Annotated in this window: 16 protein-coding genes and 1 pseudogene; 16 read left to right on the top strand and 1 reads right to left on the bottom strand. The window is 64.8% G+C overall.

Annotated features, from left to right (window positions below):
- From aroA to cysM, 11 genes are all read left to right on the top strand, one after another.
- Positions 1-839: 3-phosphoshikimate 1-carboxyvinyltransferase (gene aroA, locus QZ609_RS15815; RefSeq protein WP_295496714.1), on the top strand; the 839-nt coding region annotated here is incomplete at its 5' end.
- 26 nt (positions 840-865) lie between these two features.
- The gene (gene cmk / locus QZ609_RS15820) at positions 866-1,558 is read left to right on the top strand and encodes a (d)CMP kinase (RefSeq protein WP_295496717.1); all 693 of its coding nucleotides are present in this window, start codon (positions 866-868) and stop codon (positions 1,556-1,558) included.
- A gap of 137 nt (positions 1,559-1,695) precedes the next feature.
- Positions 1,696-3,384 (top strand): 30S ribosomal protein S1, encoded by a 1,689-nt coding sequence (gene rpsA / locus QZ609_RS15825; protein WP_295496720.1) that lies wholly within the window; start codon positions 1,696-1,698, stop codon positions 3,382-3,384.
- A 36-nt stretch (positions 3,385-3,420) separates the two neighbouring features.
- A complete protein-coding gene (locus QZ609_RS15830; protein WP_295496723.1) occupies positions 3,421-3,849 on the top strand; it encodes an integration host factor subunit beta in 429 nt (142 codons plus the stop codon).
- Between the two features lie 184 nt (positions 3,850-4,033).
- Positions 4,034-4,354 (top strand): lipopolysaccharide assembly protein LapA domain-containing protein, encoded by a 321-nt coding sequence (locus QZ609_RS15835; protein WP_295496726.1) that lies wholly within the window; start codon positions 4,034-4,036, stop codon positions 4,352-4,354.
- 3 nt (positions 4,355-4,357) lie between these two features.
- Complete coding sequence (gene lapB / locus QZ609_RS15840) at positions 4,358-5,632, top strand: lipopolysaccharide assembly protein LapB (protein ID WP_295496729.1); 1,275 nt, start codon at positions 4,358-4,360, stop codon at positions 5,630-5,632.
- A gap of 65 nt (positions 5,633-5,697) precedes the next feature.
- A complete protein-coding gene (locus QZ609_RS15845; protein WP_295496732.1) occupies positions 5,698-7,062 on the top strand; it encodes a UDP-glucose/GDP-mannose dehydrogenase family protein in 1,365 nt (454 codons plus the stop codon).
- 35 nt (positions 7,063-7,097) lie between these two features.
- A complete protein-coding gene (rfaE1, locus tag QZ609_RS15850) occupies positions 7,098-8,036 on the top strand; it encodes a D-glycero-beta-D-manno-heptose-7-phosphate kinase (RefSeq protein WP_295496735.1) in 939 nt (312 codons plus the stop codon).
- A gap of 2 nt (positions 8,037-8,038) precedes the next feature.
- Positions 8,039-9,034, top strand: coding sequence for an ADP-glyceromanno-heptose 6-epimerase (gene rfaD, locus QZ609_RS15855; protein WP_295496738.1), 996 nt, complete (start codon positions 8,039-8,041; stop codon positions 9,032-9,034).
- 131 nt (positions 9,035-9,165) lie between these two features.
- Complete coding sequence (locus QZ609_RS15860) at positions 9,166-9,483, top strand: helix-hairpin-helix domain-containing protein (protein ID WP_295496741.1); 318 nt, start codon at positions 9,166-9,168, stop codon at positions 9,481-9,483.
- A gap of 144 nt (positions 9,484-9,627) precedes the next feature.
- Positions 9,628-10,530, top strand: coding sequence for a cysteine synthase CysM (gene cysM, locus QZ609_RS15865; RefSeq protein ID WP_295496743.1), 903 nt, complete (start codon positions 9,628-9,630; stop codon positions 10,528-10,530).
- A gap of 68 nt (positions 10,531-10,598) precedes the next feature.
- Here cysM and mltB read toward each other — a convergent pair whose 3' ends face one another.
- On the bottom strand, positions 10,599-11,720 hold the full coding sequence (gene mltB, locus QZ609_RS15870; RefSeq protein WP_295496745.1) for a lytic murein transglycosylase B: 1,122 nt from the start codon (positions 11,718-11,720) through the stop codon (positions 10,599-10,601).
- Between the two features lie 118 nt (positions 11,721-11,838).
- Between mltB and QZ609_RS15875 the strand changes: the two genes are divergently transcribed.
- From QZ609_RS15875 to QZ609_RS15895, 5 genes and pseudogenes are all read left to right on the top strand, one after another.
- A complete protein-coding gene (locus QZ609_RS15875) occupies positions 11,839-12,762 on the top strand; it encodes a histone deacetylase family protein (protein ID WP_295496748.1) in 924 nt (307 codons plus the stop codon).
- 177 nt (positions 12,763-12,939) lie between these two features.
- Positions 12,940-13,989: a methionine ABC transporter ATP-binding protein gene (locus QZ609_RS15880; RefSeq protein WP_295496751.1), complete on the top strand. Its 1,050-nt coding sequence runs from the start codon at positions 12,940-12,942 to the stop codon at positions 13,987-13,989.
- Positions 13,979-14,632 (top strand): methionine ABC transporter permease, encoded by a 654-nt coding sequence (locus QZ609_RS15885; protein WP_295496754.1) that lies wholly within the window; start codon positions 13,979-13,981, stop codon positions 14,630-14,632. The genes QZ609_RS15880 and QZ609_RS15885 overlap by 11 nt, the downstream gene beginning before the upstream one ends.
- Positions 14,633-14,783: 151 nt before the next feature.
- Entirely contained in the window at positions 14,784-15,593 is an 810-nt protein-coding gene (locus QZ609_RS15890) for a MetQ/NlpA family ABC transporter substrate-binding protein (RefSeq protein ID WP_295496756.1), read from the top strand.
- 188 nt (positions 15,594-15,781) lie between these two features.
- Positions 15,782-15,920 (top strand): annotated as a pseudogene (locus tag QZ609_RS15895) (electron transfer flavoprotein subunit beta/FixA family protein); the annotation flags it as partial.

Below are 15,920 nucleotides of genomic sequence, written 5' to 3' on the forward strand. Positions count from 1 at the left end.
TCAAGATCGACGCGCCGATCCGCGTGCGCGGCGATGTGTCGAGCCAGTTCCTGACCGCGCTGCTGATGGCGCTGCCGTTCGTGGAGTCGGCAGGCAACGTCACCATCGAAGTCGTCGGCGAACTGATCTCCAAGCCCTACATCGAGATCACGCTGAACCTGATGGCGCGCTTCGGCGTGCAGGTCGCGCGTGACGGCTGGGCGTCGTTCACCGTGCCGACGGGCGTGGCGTATCAAGCGCCGGGTGAAATCTTCGTCGAAGGCGATGCTTCGTCCGCCTCGTACTTCCTGGCGGCCGGCGCGCTCGGCGGCGGGCCGGTGCGGGTGGAGGGCGTCGGCATGTCCAGCATCCAGGGTGACGTCCGTTTTGCCGACGCGCTCAACCGCATGGGCGCCAACGTCATGGCCGGCGACAACTGGATCGAAGTGCGCGGCGTCGAACGCGACGACGGCAAGCTGCACGCGCTGGAGTTGGATTGCAACCACATCCCCGACGCGGCGATGACGCTGGCGGTGGCCGCGCTGTTCGCGGACGGCACCACCACGCTCACCAACATCGGCAGCTGGCGCGTCAAGGAAACCGACCGCCTGACCGCCATGGCCACCGAGCTGCGCAAGCTTGGCGCCACGGTGGAAGAGGGCGCCGACTACATCCGCGTGACGCCGCCGTCGCAATGGACCCCGCCCGCCGGCGGCATCGACACCTACGACGACCACCGCATGGCGATGGCTTTCTCGCTCGCCGCCTTCGGCCCGGTGACGGTGCGCATCAACGACCCGCGCTGCGTCGCCAAGACCTTCCCGGAATACTTCACGGCGTTCAGCGGCATTTCCGCTTGAATCGCAATTAACCGCCAGAATTGATTATGTCCGACGCCACTGCTCCCAACGCGTATCCGGTCATCGCCATCGACGGACCGACCGCGTCCGGCAAGGGCACCGTCGCCCACCAGGTGGCCGATCTGCTGGGGTTTCACCTCCTGGATAGCGGCTCGCTGTACCGGCTGGTGGCGCTCGCCAGCATGCGCGAGAACATCGACGATCACGACGTGGACAGCCTCGTGCGTGTCAGCTCCGCACTGGATGTGCGCTTCAAGGCTGATCACATCTGGCTCCAGGGCGAGGATGTGAGCCTCGCGCTGCGCCACGAGTCGGTCGGCAACCAGGCTTCGGCGATTGCCGTGCACGGGCCGGTGCGTGATGCGTTGCGCGCACGTCAGCGGGCCTTCCTGGAGGCGCCGGGCCTGGTGGCCGACGGTCGTGACATGGGCACGGTGATTTTCCCCGAGGCGGTGCTCAAGGTGTTCCTGACGGCCAGCGTGCAGGCCCGCGCTGAGAGGCGTTATAAGCAATTGATTGCAAAGGGGTTTTCTGCTACAGTGGAAAGTCTTTCGCAGGACTTGGAAGCGCGTGATTTGCGGGATCGCACCCGCAGTGTCGCGCCGCTGCGTCCGGCGCAAGATGCGCGATTGCTCGATTCGTCCGACATGACGGTCGATGAGGTGGTCGCGCAGGTACTGGACTGGTACCGGCAGGTGCAGGGCGCCAAGGCGAACTGAACCGGCCATGCTGGTCCGATCGGTGCCGGTGATGGGTTGGCTGTCACTGGCGGTTGTTCAACTCGTAACCCCGCATGCGTGTTTCCGCAACTCAACGCGAAAGCAATGCGAGGCATGTTCTGCGGATGCCCATTTTTATGTCCCAAATTAACGAATCTTTTGCCGCCCTGTTCGAAGAGTCGATCGCCCAGACCAATATGAAGGCTGGCGAGGTCATCTCTGCGGAAGTTGTGCGTATCGACCACAACTTCGTCGTTGTGAACGCGGGCCTGAAGTCTGAAGCTTTTGTACCCATCGAGGAATTCCTGAACGATCAGGGTGAGCTCGAAGTGCAAATCGGCGATTACGTTTCGGTCGCGATCGACGCGCTCGAAAACGGCTACGGCGACACCATCCTGTCGCGCGACAAGGCCAAGCGCCTGGCTTCGTGGCTGAACCTTGAGAAGGCACTGGAATCCGGCGAGATCATCTCCGGTACCGTGACCGGCAAGGTGAAGGGCGGCCTGACCGTCATGGTCAACGGTATTCGTGCATTCCTGCCGGGTTCGCTCGTCGACGTGCGTCCGATCAAGGACACCACGCCGTACGAAGGCAAAACCCTCGAATTCAAGGTCATCAAGCTGGACCGCAAGCGCAACAACGTTGTGCTGTCGCGCCGCGCCGTGGTGGAAGCCACGCTGGGCGAAGAGCGCCAGAAGCTGATGGAAACGCTCAAGGAAGGCGCGATCGTCAACGGTATCGTCAAGAACATCACCGACTACGGCGCGTTCGTGGATCTGGGTGGCATCGACGGTCTGCTGCACATCACCGACCTGGCATGGCGTCGTGTGCGTCACCCGAGCGAAGTGCTGTCGGTTGGCCAGGAAATCACCGCCAAGATCCTCAAGTTCGACCAAGAGAAGAACCGCGTCTCGCTGGGCGTCAAGCAGCTGGGCGAAGATCCGTGGGTCGGCATCTCGCGCCGCTACCCGCAAGGCACCCGCCTGTTCGGCAAGGTGACCAACCTGACCGACTACGGCGCGTTCGTCGAGATCGAAGCCGGTATCGAAGGCCTGGTGCACGTGTCGGAAATGGACTGGACCAACAAGAACGTGGCCCCGTCCAAGGTTGTCCAGCTGGGCGACGAAGTGGAAGTCATGGTTCTGGATATCGACGAAGACAAGCGTCGTATCAGCCTGGGCATGAAGCAGTGCAAGGCCAACCCGTGGGACGATTTCGCTCGCAACCAGAAGAAGGGCGACAAGCTGGCCGGCCAGATCAAGTCGATCACCGACTTCGGCGTGTTCATCGGTCTGCCGGGCGGCATCGACGGCCTGGTGCACCTGTCGGACCTGTCGTGGCAAGAGACTGGTGAAGAAGCCGTTCGCAAGTACAAGAAGGGCGACGAAGTGGAAGCCGTGGTGCTGGCCATCGACGTCGACAAGGAACGCATCTCGCTGGGTATCAAGCAACTGTCGGGCGACCCGTTCAACAACTTCATCTCGGCCAACGACAAGGGCTCGATCGTGTCCGTCACGATCAAGGCCGTTGATCCGAAGGGCGCCGTGGTGCAGCTGGCGGACGACGTGGAAGGCTACCTGCGCGCCTCGGAAATCTCGAGCGACCGTGTGGAAGACGCCCGCAACGTGCTGAAGGAAGGCGAAACGATGACCGCGATGATCGTCAACATCGATCGCAAGTCGCGCAACATCAACGTCTCCATCAAGGCCAAGGACAGCGCTGACCAGCAAGAAGCGATGCAGAAGTTCTCGGCGGATACCGGCACGGCTGGTACCACGAACCTCGGCGCGCTGCTGAAGGCCAAGCTGAACGAAACCAACCAGTAAGCATCCACCGGGTCGACCTACAAGGACGCGCGCACGATGCCCATGACCAAGTCCGAACTCGTGGAAAAGCTGGCCGCCCGCTTTCCGCAGCTGCTGCTGCGGGACGCGGACATCGCGGTCAAGACGATCCTGGATGCGATGTCCGACGCCCTGGCGGACGGCCATCGCATCGAGATCCGCGGGTTCGGCAGCTTCGGTCTGAACCGGCGTCCGCCGCGCGTTGGCCGCAACCCGAAGTCCGGCGAGAAGGTGCTGGTGCCTGAAAAGCGGGTGCCGCACTTCAAGGCGGGCAAGGAGTTGCGCGAGCGGGTCGACCGCAGCCTCGAACGACAAGGCGAATCCTCTTCGGAGGGTGAGCCAGCGGTGTCGTTGACGGCTGTGAAGGCGGCTCGACAGGCTGACAGTAGCCGCCATTCCGCCGGGTTCCCGGCGGAGTTGGCGGCACCACTGGTCATGTCGCGTTGAGTCCTGGTTGCAGTTGGCAGTTTCAGAAACGCCCCGGTTTTTGCCGGGGCGTTTTTTATTGTGGTGACGGTTCGGCGCACAAGTCGTGGCGTGGTTGGCCACCTGATGAATCCGCTACAATGCGGCACAACCCGGCAATCGCGCCGCGCCTGGTCGCCGCGCCGCCGTTCGCTTCCGAATCCGCATGAAATTTCTCGTCTGGGTCATCCGCATCCTGTTGTTCGTGCTGCTCTTCGCGCTGGCGCTGCACAACACGGCGGAAGTCTCGCTGGTGCTACCGTTTGGCGTGGCCTGGCATGCGCCGCTGATCCTGATCGCGCTGGCGTTCTTCGTGGCCGGCATCCTGCTGGCCATGCTTGCGATGGCGCCGCGTGTGATGCGACACCGTTTTGCCGCAAGCCGGTTGCGCCGCCAGATCGGTCGCATGACGGCGGACGAGGTGGTCGAGCCGCCCGCGCCTGTCGTTGCTGATTCTCCTTACCACGTTCCCGGCCCCAAGGTCTGACGCATGGATCTCGATCTCTGGTGGCTGTTGGCCATCCCGTTGGTGTTTGGCTTGGGTTGGGTCGCCGCGCGGCTCGACGCCCGCCAGCTGCGCACCGAACAAGCCTCGCTGCCGCGCTCCTACTTCAAGGGGCTGAATTTCCTGCTCAACGAGCAGCCCGACAAGGCCATCGATGCCTTCATCGAGGTCGCGCGCCTGGACCCGGAAACCACCGAGCTGCACTTCGCACTCGGCAGCCTGTTCCGCCGCCGCGGCGAGACCGAGCGCGCCATCCGCGTGCACCAGAACCTCGTCAACCGCCCCGATCTGCCGGCCACCGAGCGCGATCACGCGCTGTACGAGCTGGGCCAGGATTTCCTGCGCGCCGGCCTGCTGGATCGCGCGGAAGAATCCCTGCGCATGCTGATGGAGGGCACCTTTGCCGAGCCCGCCAAGCGCGTGTTGCTGGAGCTGTACGAGGTTGAGAAGGAATGGCGCAAGGCGATCGACGCCGCGCGCGAGCTGCAGACGCTGCAGGGCCGCGACTACACCGTGCAGATCGCGCAATTCTGCTGCGAGTTGGCGCAGGAATCGCTGCAACGCAAGGACGTGCCGACCGCCGTGGAATGGCTCGAGCGCGCGCTGCAGGAGAACCCCAAGAACGTGCGCGCCACCATCCAGCTGGGTGATGTGGCGCAGGGGCAGGGCGATGTCGAGGGCGCCATCAAGCGCTGGCGCAGCATCGAGCAGCAGAATGCAGCGTTCCTGCCGCTGGTGGCCGAGCGGCTGATGAAGGCCTACCTGCAACTCGGCCGTGCCGCCGAGGGCCTGGCGTGGCTGCGCTCCAAGATGGACGCGCGCTTGGGGCCCGAACTGCTCGACACCGTCTACAAGTACGAATTGGATGTGCACGGCATCGATGATGCCGTGGCGCTGATGCGCGACCAGATCCGTCGCCAGCCCTCGCTGATGGCGCTGACGCGCTTGGTGGAAGCCGAGGCAACGCGCGCCTCGGAGGCGGTCAGCCACGAAGCGGTCGCCACGGCGGATGTGGCCGAAAGCGCGCTGGCTGACCCGGTCGAGGCGGGCGCCAATGCCGATATCCAGCGTGCGCAGGATCTGGGCGCCATCCGCGACCTGCTGCAGAGCCGCACGCGCAACCTCGCACGCTATACGTGCCAGGAGTGCGGCTTCCGTGCGCGCCTGTTCTATTGGCAGTGCCCCGGCTGCAACCGCTGGGAGACCTACGCACCGCGCCGCACCGAAACGCTTGGTGGTGGTGGCGGAGCCAGCATGTAATTCAGTCCGGCGCGGCTTGTTCCTTTCAGCCGCGCCGGCACTTTTTCAATCATTGAAGTGTTCGCATGAAAATCACCATCATCGGTAGCGGCTACGTCGGTCTGGTCACCGGCGCGTGTCTGGCGGAACTGGGCAACGACGTGTTCTGTCTGGACGTCGACCAGAAGAAGATCGACCTGCTCAACGCCGGCGGCGTGCCCATCTACGAACCGGGCCTGAAGGAGCTGATCGAGCGCAACCGCGCGGCGGGCCGCATCCAGTTCTCGACCGATGTGGCGGCCAGCGTGGCGCATGGCGACGTGCAGTTCATCGCCGTCGGCACGCCGCCCGATGAAGACGGCTCGGCCGATCTGAAGTACGTGTTGGCGGCGGCGCGCAACATCGCCGAGCACATGTCCGGCTTCAAGGTCATCGTCGACAAGTCGACTGTGCCGGTTGGCACTGGCGACAGGGTGCGCGCAGCGGTGGCCGAGGTACTGGCGACGCGCGGCAAGTCCGACATCGGCTTCTCGGTGGTGTCGAATCCCGAGTTCCTGAAGGAAGGCGCGGCGGTGGACGACTTCATGCGCCCGGACCGCATCGTGCTCGGCACCTACAGCGACGCTGACGGCCAGCGCGCCAAGGCGACGATGCGCACGCTCTACGCGCCGTTCAACCGCAACCACGAGCGCACCTTCTACATGGACGTGCGCTCGGCCGAGTTCACCAAGTACGCCGCCAACTCGATGCTGGCCACGCGCATCTCGTTCATGAACGAGATGGCCAACCTGGCCGACAAGGTGGGTGCGGACATCGAACTCGTGCGCCTGGGCATCGGCTCCGATCCGCGCATCGGCTACAGCTTCCTCTACGCCGGCACCGGCTACGGCGGCTCGTGCTTCCCGAAGGACGTGCAGGCGCTGGTGCGCACCGCGCAGGAATACGGCCAGACGCTGCACGTGCTGGAGGCCGTCGAGGCCGTCAACGACAAGCAGAAGGAAGTGCTGGTCAGCAAGATCGAAGACCGCCTGGGCGCCGACCTGACCGGCCGTACCTTCGCCATCTGGGGCCTGGCCTTCAAGCCCAACACCGATGACATGCGCGAAGCACCGAGCCGCATCCTGATCGCCGCGCTGCTCTCGCGCGGTGCACGCGTGCAGGTGTACGACCCGGTGGCGATGGAAGAAGCCCGCCATGCGCTGGCGCTCGATCTTTCTGCCGAACAATTGGAACGCGTGGCGTTCTGCGCGGGTCAGATGGACGCGCTCAAGAACGCCGACGCGCTGGTCATCGTGACCGAGTGGAAGGCGTTCCGCAGCCCGGACTTCAACGCCGTCAAGGCGCTGTTGAAGACGCCGATGGTGTTCGACGGCCGCAATCTGTTCGAGCCGCAAGCCATGCGCGATGCGGGTTTCGAATACCAGGCCATCGGGCGCTCCACCCAATCGTAATTGCTCTGACTTCGATTCGGCCCCCGCCGACGCCCATGACCAAGATCTCGCCCGTTTCCGAACAGATCCAAGCCGCCCGCATCCTCGTGGTGGGCGACATGATGCTCGACCGCTACTGGTTTGGCGACGTGGAGCGGATTTCGCCCGAAGCGCCGGTGCCGGTGGTGCAGGTGCGCCGCTCCGACGAGCGCCTGGGCGGGGCCGCCAACGTGGCGCGCAACATTGCGGCGCTCGGCGCGCAGGCCGGCATGCTCGGCGTGATCGGCAACGATGAGCCGGGCCGCAGCATCGAAGCGCTGCTCGGCGAGAGCAAGGTCACGGGCCACCTGCATCGCGATCCGAACGTCAACACGACCATCAAGCTGCGCGTGCTGGCGCGCCAGCAGCAGCTGCTGCGCGTCGATTTCGAGAACCCGCCCACGCACGAGGTGCTGATGTCGGTGCTCGACCGCTTCGGCACGCTGGTGGGTGAGCATGACGTGGTGGTGCTGTCCGACTACGGCAAGGGTGGCCTCACCCACGTGGCGAAGATGATCGAGGCCTCACGCCATGCCGGTCGCCGCGTGCTGGTCGACCCGAAGGGCGAGGACTATTCGCGCTACAAGGGCGCGACCATGATCACGCCCAACCGCGCCGAGATGCGCCAGGTGGTCGGCTCGTGGAAGACCGAGTCGGACCTGACCATCCGCGCGCAGAACCTGCGCCGCGAGCTGCAGCTCGAAGCGCTGCTGCTCACGCGTTCGGAGGAGGGCATGACGCTCTACACCGAGCACGAGGTGCTGCACGTCTCCGCCCAGGCGCGCGAGGTGTACGACGTCTCGGGCGCGGGCGACACCGTCATCGCCACGCTGGCCACCATGCTGGGCGCCGGCGCCAACATCAAGGAAGCCGTGCAGTACGCCAACCGCGCGGGCGGCATCGTGGTCGGCAAGCTGGGCACGGCCGTCGTCACCTACGCAGAACTCTTCAACTGATCATGACCATCATCGTCACCGGCGCGGCCGGCTTTATCGGCGCCAATATCGTCAAGGGCCTGAACGATCGCGGCGAGACCGACATCATCGCCGTCGACAACCTCACGCGCGCCGACAAGTTCAAGAACCTCGTCGACTGCCAGATCAGCGATTACCTGGACAAGACCGAGTTCGTCGAGCGCTTCGCGCGTGGCGATTTCGGCAAGGTCCGCGCGATCTTCCATGAGGGCGCGTGCTCCGACACCATGGAGACCGACGGCCGCTACATGATGGATAACAACTACCGCTACACGCTGGCGCTGATGCACGCCTGCCTGGACCAGGGCGTGCAGTTCCTCTATGCCTCGTCGGCGGCCACCTATGGCGCGTCGGAGACCTTCCGCGAGGAGCCCGAGTTCGAGCGTCCGCTCAACGTGTACGGCTACTCCAAGCTGCTGTTCGACCAGATCGTGCGCCGTGTCATGCCGACCGCGCTGTCGCAGATCGTCGGCTTCCGTTACTTCAACGTCTACGGCCCGCGCGAGCAGCACAAGGGCCGCATGGCCTCGGTGGCGTTCCACAACTTCAACCAGTTCCGCGCCGAAGGCACCGTCAAGCTGTTCGGCGAGTACAACGGCTACCCGCAGGGCGGCCAGATGCGCGACTTCGTGTCGGTGGAAGACGTGGTGAAGGTCAACCTGTTCTTCTTCGACCACCCGGACAAGTCCGGCATCTTCAACCTTGGCACGGGCCATGCGCAGCCGTTCAACGACATCGCCACCACCGTGGTGAATACCTTGCGCGCGGCCGACGGCAAGCCGGCGCTGTCCACCGAGGAATTGGCGCAGGAAGGCCTGATCGAATACGTGAAGTTTCCGGACGCGCTGCGCGGCAAGTACCAGTGCTTCACGCAGGCTGACCAGTCACGTTTGCGCGCGGCCGGCTACACGGCGCCGTTCCTGACCGTGCAGGAAGGCGTGGCGCGCTATTGCCGCTGGATGATGACCCAGGGCAATTGATCGCATCGATCGATCAGACGTCGCGTTACTTTTTGTGCGAGCTGGCTGACCACGCGATTGCGCTCCTTAAGATGTGTTGAAACCGCCACGCCATGTGGCGGTTTTTTCATCTTTCACCCCAGGAGGAGCACATGTTGAAGAAGCTGTTGGCCGCCGCGTTGATGTCGCTGTCCATGCTGTCGGTCTCGTGGGCAGCCGTGGATGTGAACACGGCGGATCAAGCCGCGCTGGAGACGTTGTCCGGCATCGGCCCGAAGCGGTCCAAGGCGATCATCGAGGAGCGCACCAAGAACGGTCCATACAAAGACGCCGCCGACTTCAAGGCCCGCGTGCCCGGCATCGGCGACAAGACGCTCGCCAAGCTGGAGAACGCGGGGCTGACCGTCGGCAAAGCGGCCCCCGCACCGGCCGCAGCCAAGAAGGACGCCAAGGACGCGAAGAAGAAGTAAGCTGCCACCCGGACCAGCGTCAACGCCCTGCCTCGTGCGGGGCGTTTTGCGATGCGCCCGAAGTCAGTAGGGTTGCCAGCCCGGTGTGCCCGACGTGGATCCGGGCGCTGCATTACAATCGTCCGATTCCATTCCTGACGCACCATGGCTTATCCCACCATCGAAGACACCATCGGCAACACGCCGCTGGTCCGGCTCCAGCGCATCCCAGGCGTTGGCAACACGCAGCGCGGCAACGTCATCCTCGGCAAGCTTGAAGGCAACAACCCGGCCGGCTCGGTCAAGGATCGCCCCGCGCTGTCGATGATCAAGCACGCCGAGGCGCGCGGGCGCATCAAGCCGGGCGACACGCTGATCGAGTCGACCTCCGGCAACACCGGCATCGCGCTGGCCATGGCAGCCGCCATCCGCGGCTACAAGATGGTGCTGATCATGCCGGAAGACCTGTCGGTGGAGCGCCGCCAGAGCATGGCGGCCTACGGCGCGGAGATCATCCTCACGCCGGTCAAGGGCGGCATGGAGTACGCGCGTGACCTGGCTGATGCGATGGAGAAGGAAGGCAAGGGCGTCATCCTCGACCAGTTCGCCAACCCGGACAACCCGCTTGCGCACTACGAGGGCACCGGCCCCGAACTGTGGCGCGACACGGAAGGCCGCATCACGCATTTCGTCTCGGCGATGGGCACGACGGGCACCATCACCGGCGTCTCGCGTTTCCTGAAAGAGAAGAATCCGCAGATCCAGATCATTGGCGCGCAGCCGGCCGAAGGCTCGCGCATCCCGGGCATCCGCAAATGGCCGGAAGCCTACATGCCGAAGATCTACGACCCGAAGTACATCGACCGCACCGAACCCGTGAGCCAGTCCGACGCCGAGCACATGGCGCGGCGCATGGCGCGCGAAGAGGGCATCTTCTGCGGCATCTCGGCGGCGGGCGCGCTGTGTGTGGCGTTGCGGATTGCCGAAGAGGTCGAGAACGCGACGATCGTGTTCGTGGTCTGTGACCGGGGCGATCGCTACCTGTCGACCGGCGTATTCCCCGCCTGAGCCTCACCGCATCGCCATGAAAAAAGCGCAGCCTCGGCTGCGCTTTTTGTTTGCGGGGAGGCGTGCGTCTAGCCTTGCATTGCTTGCCGTACCGCCTGCCCCAGCTCGTACACCGCCGCCGCATAGAAGAAGCTACGGTTGTAGCGCGTGAGCACATAGAAGTTGCGCAGGCCGACGCGGTACTCGGTCGGCTGGCCGGGCGTCGGCAGGTCGACCACCAGCACGTCGGTCTCCTGCTCACGCGCGGCGTCCACGCCCGGTGCCAGCGCCAGGCCGGCGCGCGTCAGCTTGGACAGCGTCATGCCCGGATACGGCTTGCCGTCCGCCGCCGCGCCGGCGATGCCCTGGCTGTCGGTGTCGCCGGCGATGTTCCACATCACCGGGCGGTTCGGCTCCCAGCCGTGCATCTGCAGGAAATGCGCGACGCTGCCAATGGCGTCCACCGCGCTGTTGCGCAGGTCGATGTGGCCGTCGTGGTCGTAGTCGATGGCGTATTCGCGGATGCTGGTCGGCATGAACTGCGGAATGCCGACCGCGCCCGCGTACGAGCCCAGCACCGAGAACACGTCCGTGCCGGTGTCGCGGCACCAGACCAGGAAATCCTGGAGCTGGTTGCGGAACATCGTGCTGCGCTCGTCCCGGTTGGGCGTGTCGGGGTAGTCGAAGGCCAGCGTGGTGAGCGCATCCATCACGCGGAAGTTGCCCATGTCGCGGCCGTAGATGGTCTCCACGCCCAGGATGCCGACGATCACGTCAGCGGGCACGCCGAATTCGCTTTCGGCGCGGCGCAGGGTGTCGCCGTACTGCTGCCAGAAGCGCACGCCGGCGGCAATGCGGATCGGCTCGATAAAGCGGCCGCGATACGCTGTCCAGCTGCGGCGCGCGGGCGTGGCGGGCGGCAGGATCAGTCGCGCCACCGTGGCCGAGTAGGCCGTGCCGGCAAACAGCGCGTCGAGCGAGGCGCGGTCGAAGTTGTGCTCCGCCACCAGCATGCCGATGAAGGCCTGCGTCTGCGGGTTGTTGCGGTAGCGGTCGGGGTCGATTTCCTCTTCATGCACGGCCACGCGGCGCTTGGCGGATTTCGCGGCGCGGGCGGCAAACGACAGCGAGGGCAGGGACAGTGCGGACAGTGCGGCGCCCGCCATCAGGGCGCGCAGCACGGGACGACGGGACGAAGGCGATTGGCTCATGGGCATGCGCAAGACAAGACCGGGCCATTGTAGCGGATGGTCCCGGCGCATCCGCCAGCGGCCTGCCGTGCTAACGTAGCGGCTGGAGACATTGAATCACCCGGCATACAACACGAACATGGCGACCGGCCTCTTTACGCATCCTGAATTTCTCAAGCACGAGATGGGGCATCACCACCCCGAGTGCCCGGACCGCCTGCGCGCGATCGAAGACCAGCTGATCGCCAGCCGCATCGACCAGTTCCTGGTGCCGTGCGAGGCGCCGCCCGCCACCGAGACGCAACTGCGCCGCGTGCACAGCGAGGCCTACCTGCGCGAGCTGGTGGCCAGCGTGCCGATGGCCGGCTACGCCTCGATCGACCCCGACACGGCGATGAACCCACACACCTACATGGCCGCGGTGCTGGCCGCCGGTGCAGCCGTGATGGCCACCGACAAGGTCATCGCCGGGGAGCTGGAGAACGCCTTCTGCAGCGTGCGCCCGCCCGGTCACCACGCCGAGCCCGGCCGCGCGATGGGCTTCTGCTTCTTCAACAACGTGGCGGTGGCGGCGCGCCATGCGCTGGAACATCACGGCCTGCAGCGCGTCGCCATCGTCGACTTTGACGTGCACCACGGCAACGGCACCGAGGCGGCTTTCCGCGACGAGCCGCGCGTGCTGATGTGCAGCTTCTTCCAGCACCCGTTCTATCCGTATTCCGGTGCCGAGGGCGTGGCGGCCAACATGGTCAACATCCCGCTGCCGGCGTACACGAATGGACTGACCGTGCGCGAGGTGGTGGAGGCGATCTGGCTGCCGCGCCTGGAGGCGTTCCAGCCTGAGATGCTGTTCATCTCCGCCGGCTTCGACGCGCATCGGGAAGACGACCTCGGTCAAATGGGCTTGGTCGAGGCCGATTACGCCTGGATCACGCAGCAACTGATGCAGGTGGCGCGCACGCACGCTAAGGGCCGCATCGTCAGTTGCCTGGAGGGTGGCTACAACCTGAGCGCACTCGGCCGCAGCGTGGTCGCGCACGTCAGGGCGCTGGCCGAGCTGTAGATGTCATATGGCGACGAATCGTCTGCAACATTCGAAAAAGTAATAAAGACATCGTCAAAAAATCGTTCTGTGCATGTAGGGCCTGCTTTACACTGGCGCCTCATTCCAACAAGAAAGAGACGGCAACCGCTCTAGAGCCTCATTGGGCCAGCGCAGTTGCCGTTTTTGTATGTACGCATGATCGAACTCAAGGGGATTTCGCAGCACTTTCGGGGGGCGGGTGGCAACGACGTCCACGCGCTGCGCGACGTCGACCTGACCATCGACCGCGGCGAGATCTTCGGCATCATCGGCCGCAGCGGCGCGGGCAAGAGCACGCTGGTGCGCGTCATCAACCTGCTGAACCGGCCGACTTCCGGCACCGTCACCGTGGCGGGCCAGAACCTCACCGCATTGAACGCCGACGGGCTGCGCCAGGCGCGCCGCAAGATCGGCATGATCTTCCAGCACTTCAACCTGCTGTCGTCGCGCACGGTGTATGACAACGTGGCGCTGCCGCTGGAGCTGGCGGGCACGTCGCGCGAGCGTATTCGCGAGATCGTGCTGCCGCTGCTGGAGCTGGTCGGGCTGGCCGCGCACAAGGACCGCTATCCGGCGCAGATCTCGGGCGGGCAGAAGCAGCGCGTCGGCATTGCCCGCGCGCTGGCGAGCCAGCCGGATGTGCTGCTGTCCGATGAGGCGACCTCCGCGCTGGACCCGGAGACCACGCGCTCGATCCTGGATCTGCTGCGCAAGATCAACCGCGAGCTGGGCCTGACCATCGTGCTGATCACGCACCAGATGGAAGTCATCAAGCAGGTGTGCGACCGCGTGGCCGTGCTCGACGCCGGCCGCGTGGTGGAACTGGGCCGCGTGATCGACGTGTTCCTCAAGCCCAACCATGACGTGACGCGCGCGCTGATCGGCGAGGTCATCTCGCAGGAGCTGCCGCCGTCGGTGCTGGCGCGCGTGGAAAGCCGCCTCGTCGCACGCGAGCAGGGCGGGCGCGACCACCTGTTCCGCCTGGCCTTTACCGGCGCGGGTGTGGACCAGCCGGTGCTGGCCCAGGCGATCCGCCACTACGGGCTCGACTTCAACATCCTGCATGGCCATATCGACGAGATTCAGGGCCAGGCCTTCGGCTCGCTGGCGATCCTGGCCTCGGGCGAAACCGCCGACATCAACAACGCGATGCACTTCCTGCGCGAGCAAGGCGTGGTGGTCGAGGAGATCAACCATGTGGTCTGACATGACCGATCTGTTCCTGCCGGCCTTCTGGGAGACGCTCGCCATGGTGGGCGTGTCGGGTGGCATCGGTGCGCTGTTCGGCGTGCCGCTGGGCGTGCTGCTGTATCTGACCACTACGGGCGGCGTGCTGTCGGCACCGGCGTTCAACCGCGTGGCGGGCCTCGTCGTCAATGCGGTGCGCTCGGTGCCGTTCATCATCCTGCTGGTGGCGGTGATTCCGTTCACGCGCTTGCTGGCGGGTTCGTCGATCGGCACCGCTGCTGCGATCGTGCCGCTGACGATTGCAGCGATTCCGTTCGTCGCGCGCCTGGTGGAAACCGCGCTGCGCGAAGTGGACCGCGGCCTGATCGAGGCCGCCCAATCGATGGGCGCGACCACCGGCCAGCTCGTCGTCAAGGTGCTGTTGCCCGAGGCCATGCCCGGCATCCTGGCCGGCCTGACGATCACCTTTGTCAGCCTGGTCGGCTACTCGGCCATGGCCGGTACCATCGGCGGCGGCGGCCTGGGCGACCTGGGCATCCGCTACGGTTATCAGCGCTATGAATCGGACATCATGCTGGCGGTGGTCGTCATCCTGATCGTCTTCGTGCAGGCGGTGCAGTCCACGGGCGATTGGCTAGTGCGCCGCCTGAGCCATCGCTAAGGAGACGCCGCAAAACTACTGCGCGCCCCGATCTTGGCACTGCGATGCTCACCGTACCCATGTACGGTTGCGCTTCTCGCACCAACCTCGGGTCGCTCGCTACGTTTTTCGGCGCCTCCTTCATCAATTCACATACCAACGGGGGAACACAATGAATCGTCGTCAACTGCTGCAATGGTCCGCGAGCCTGGCTACTGGCACTCTGGCGCTGGCACTGGTCGCAGGCAGCGCCCTGGCGCAGAGCAAGCCGATCAAGATCGGCGTGACCGCCGGCCCGCACGCCGAGATCATGGAAGAAGTGAAGAAGGTCGCCGAGAAGGACGGCCTGAAGCTGCAGATCGTCGAGTTCAACGACTACATCCAGCCGAACGCGGCGCTGGCTGCCGGTGACCTGGATGCCAACAGCTACCAGCACCAGCCGTACCTCGACGACCAGATCGCCACGCGCGGCTACAAGTTCGTGAGCATCGGCCAGACCATCACCTTCCCGATGGGCGTGTACTCGAAGAAGATCAAGTTGCTGAAGGATCTGAAGGACGGCGCGCGCTTCGGCCTGCCGAACGACCCGACCAACGGCGGCCGCGCGCTCCTGCTGCTGCAGGCGCAGGGCGTGATCAAGCTCAAGCCGAACGCTGGCTTCAAGGCCTCGCCGCGCGACGTGGCCGAGAACCCGAAGAAGCTGAAGTTCGTCGAACTGGACGCCGCCCAGCTGCCGCGCTCGCTGGATGACCTGGACGCCGCCGCCGTCAACGGCAACTACGCCGAGAAGGCTGGCCTGGACCCGATCAAGGACGGGATCGCCATCGAGAGCCCGAAGGGCCCGTACGCCAACGTGATCGCCATCCGCACGGCCGACAAGGATCAACCCTGGGTTGCCAAGCTCGTGAAGGCGTATCATTCCGACACGGTCAAGGCCTTCGTGAAGACGAAGTACAAGGACGCCGTGATTGTGGCTTGGTAACCCCTTTGTGATCCTTCGGTGATCTGGTAGAGGGTTCTACCAAGTAGATTGCCGGACGTTTTTCTGGCGTCCGGCAATTTTTCACGGTTAAAATAGCACGACCGTTCGGAAAAATAACGCGAGCGACCGGCCGCCCTTATAATGGCCGGCGTTTTGCAAATTCGTCTTATCAATAGTGGAGTGAGCGCATGAAAGTCCTGGTCGCAGTCAAGCGCGTGATTGACTTCAACGTGAAGGTTCGCGTGAAGTCGGACGGCAGCGGTGTCGATCTTGCCAACGTCAAGATGAGCATGAACCCGTTCGACGAGATCGCCGTGGAAGAGGCGG

Source organism: uncultured Ralstonia sp. (genome assembly GCA_913056305.1).
Lineage (GTDB): Bacteria > Pseudomonadota > Gammaproteobacteria > Burkholderiales > Burkholderiaceae > Ralstonia.

Excerpts from the sequence above, each read along its gene's own strand:
- cmk (WP_295496717.1), top strand. The coding sequence starts at position 866 with ATGTCCGACGCCACTGCTCCCAACGCGTATCCGGTCATCGCCATCGAC.
- rpsA (WP_295496720.1), top strand. The coding sequence starts at position 1,696 with ATGTCCCAAATTAACGAATCTTTTGCCGCCCTGTTCGAAGAGTCGATC.
- QZ609_RS15830 (WP_295496723.1), top strand. The coding sequence starts at position 3,421 with ATGCCCATGACCAAGTCCGAACTCGTGGAAAAGCTGGCCGCCCGCTTT.
- QZ609_RS15835 (WP_295496726.1), top strand. The coding sequence starts at position 4,034 with ATGAAATTTCTCGTCTGGGTCATCCGCATCCTGTTGTTCGTGCTGCTC.
- lapB (WP_295496729.1), top strand. The coding sequence starts at position 4,358 with ATGGATCTCGATCTCTGGTGGCTGTTGGCCATCCCGTTGGTGTTTGGC.
- QZ609_RS15845 (WP_295496732.1), top strand. The coding sequence starts at position 5,698 with ATGAAAATCACCATCATCGGTAGCGGCTACGTCGGTCTGGTCACCGGC.
- rfaE1 (WP_295496735.1), top strand. The coding sequence starts at position 7,098 with ATGACCAAGATCTCGCCCGTTTCCGAACAGATCCAAGCCGCCCGCATC.
- rfaD (WP_295496738.1), top strand. The coding sequence starts at position 8,039 with ATGACCATCATCGTCACCGGCGCGGCCGGCTTTATCGGCGCCAATATC.
- QZ609_RS15860 (WP_295496741.1), top strand. The coding sequence starts at position 9,166 with ATGTTGAAGAAGCTGTTGGCCGCCGCGTTGATGTCGCTGTCCATGCTG.
- cysM (WP_295496743.1), top strand. The coding sequence starts at position 9,628 with ATGGCTTATCCCACCATCGAAGACACCATCGGCAACACGCCGCTGGTC.
- mltB (WP_295496745.1), bottom strand. The coding sequence starts at position 11,720 with ATGAGCCAATCGCCTTCGTCCCGTCGTCCCGTGCTGCGCGCCCTGATG.
- QZ609_RS15875 (WP_295496748.1), top strand. The coding sequence starts at position 11,839 with ATGGCGACCGGCCTCTTTACGCATCCTGAATTTCTCAAGCACGAGATG.
- QZ609_RS15880 (WP_295496751.1), top strand. The coding sequence starts at position 12,940 with ATGATCGAACTCAAGGGGATTTCGCAGCACTTTCGGGGGGCGGGTGGC.
- QZ609_RS15885 (WP_295496754.1), top strand. The coding sequence starts at position 13,979 with ATGTGGTCTGACATGACCGATCTGTTCCTGCCGGCCTTCTGGGAGACG.
- QZ609_RS15890 (WP_295496756.1), top strand. The coding sequence starts at position 14,784 with ATGAATCGTCGTCAACTGCTGCAATGGTCCGCGAGCCTGGCTACTGGC.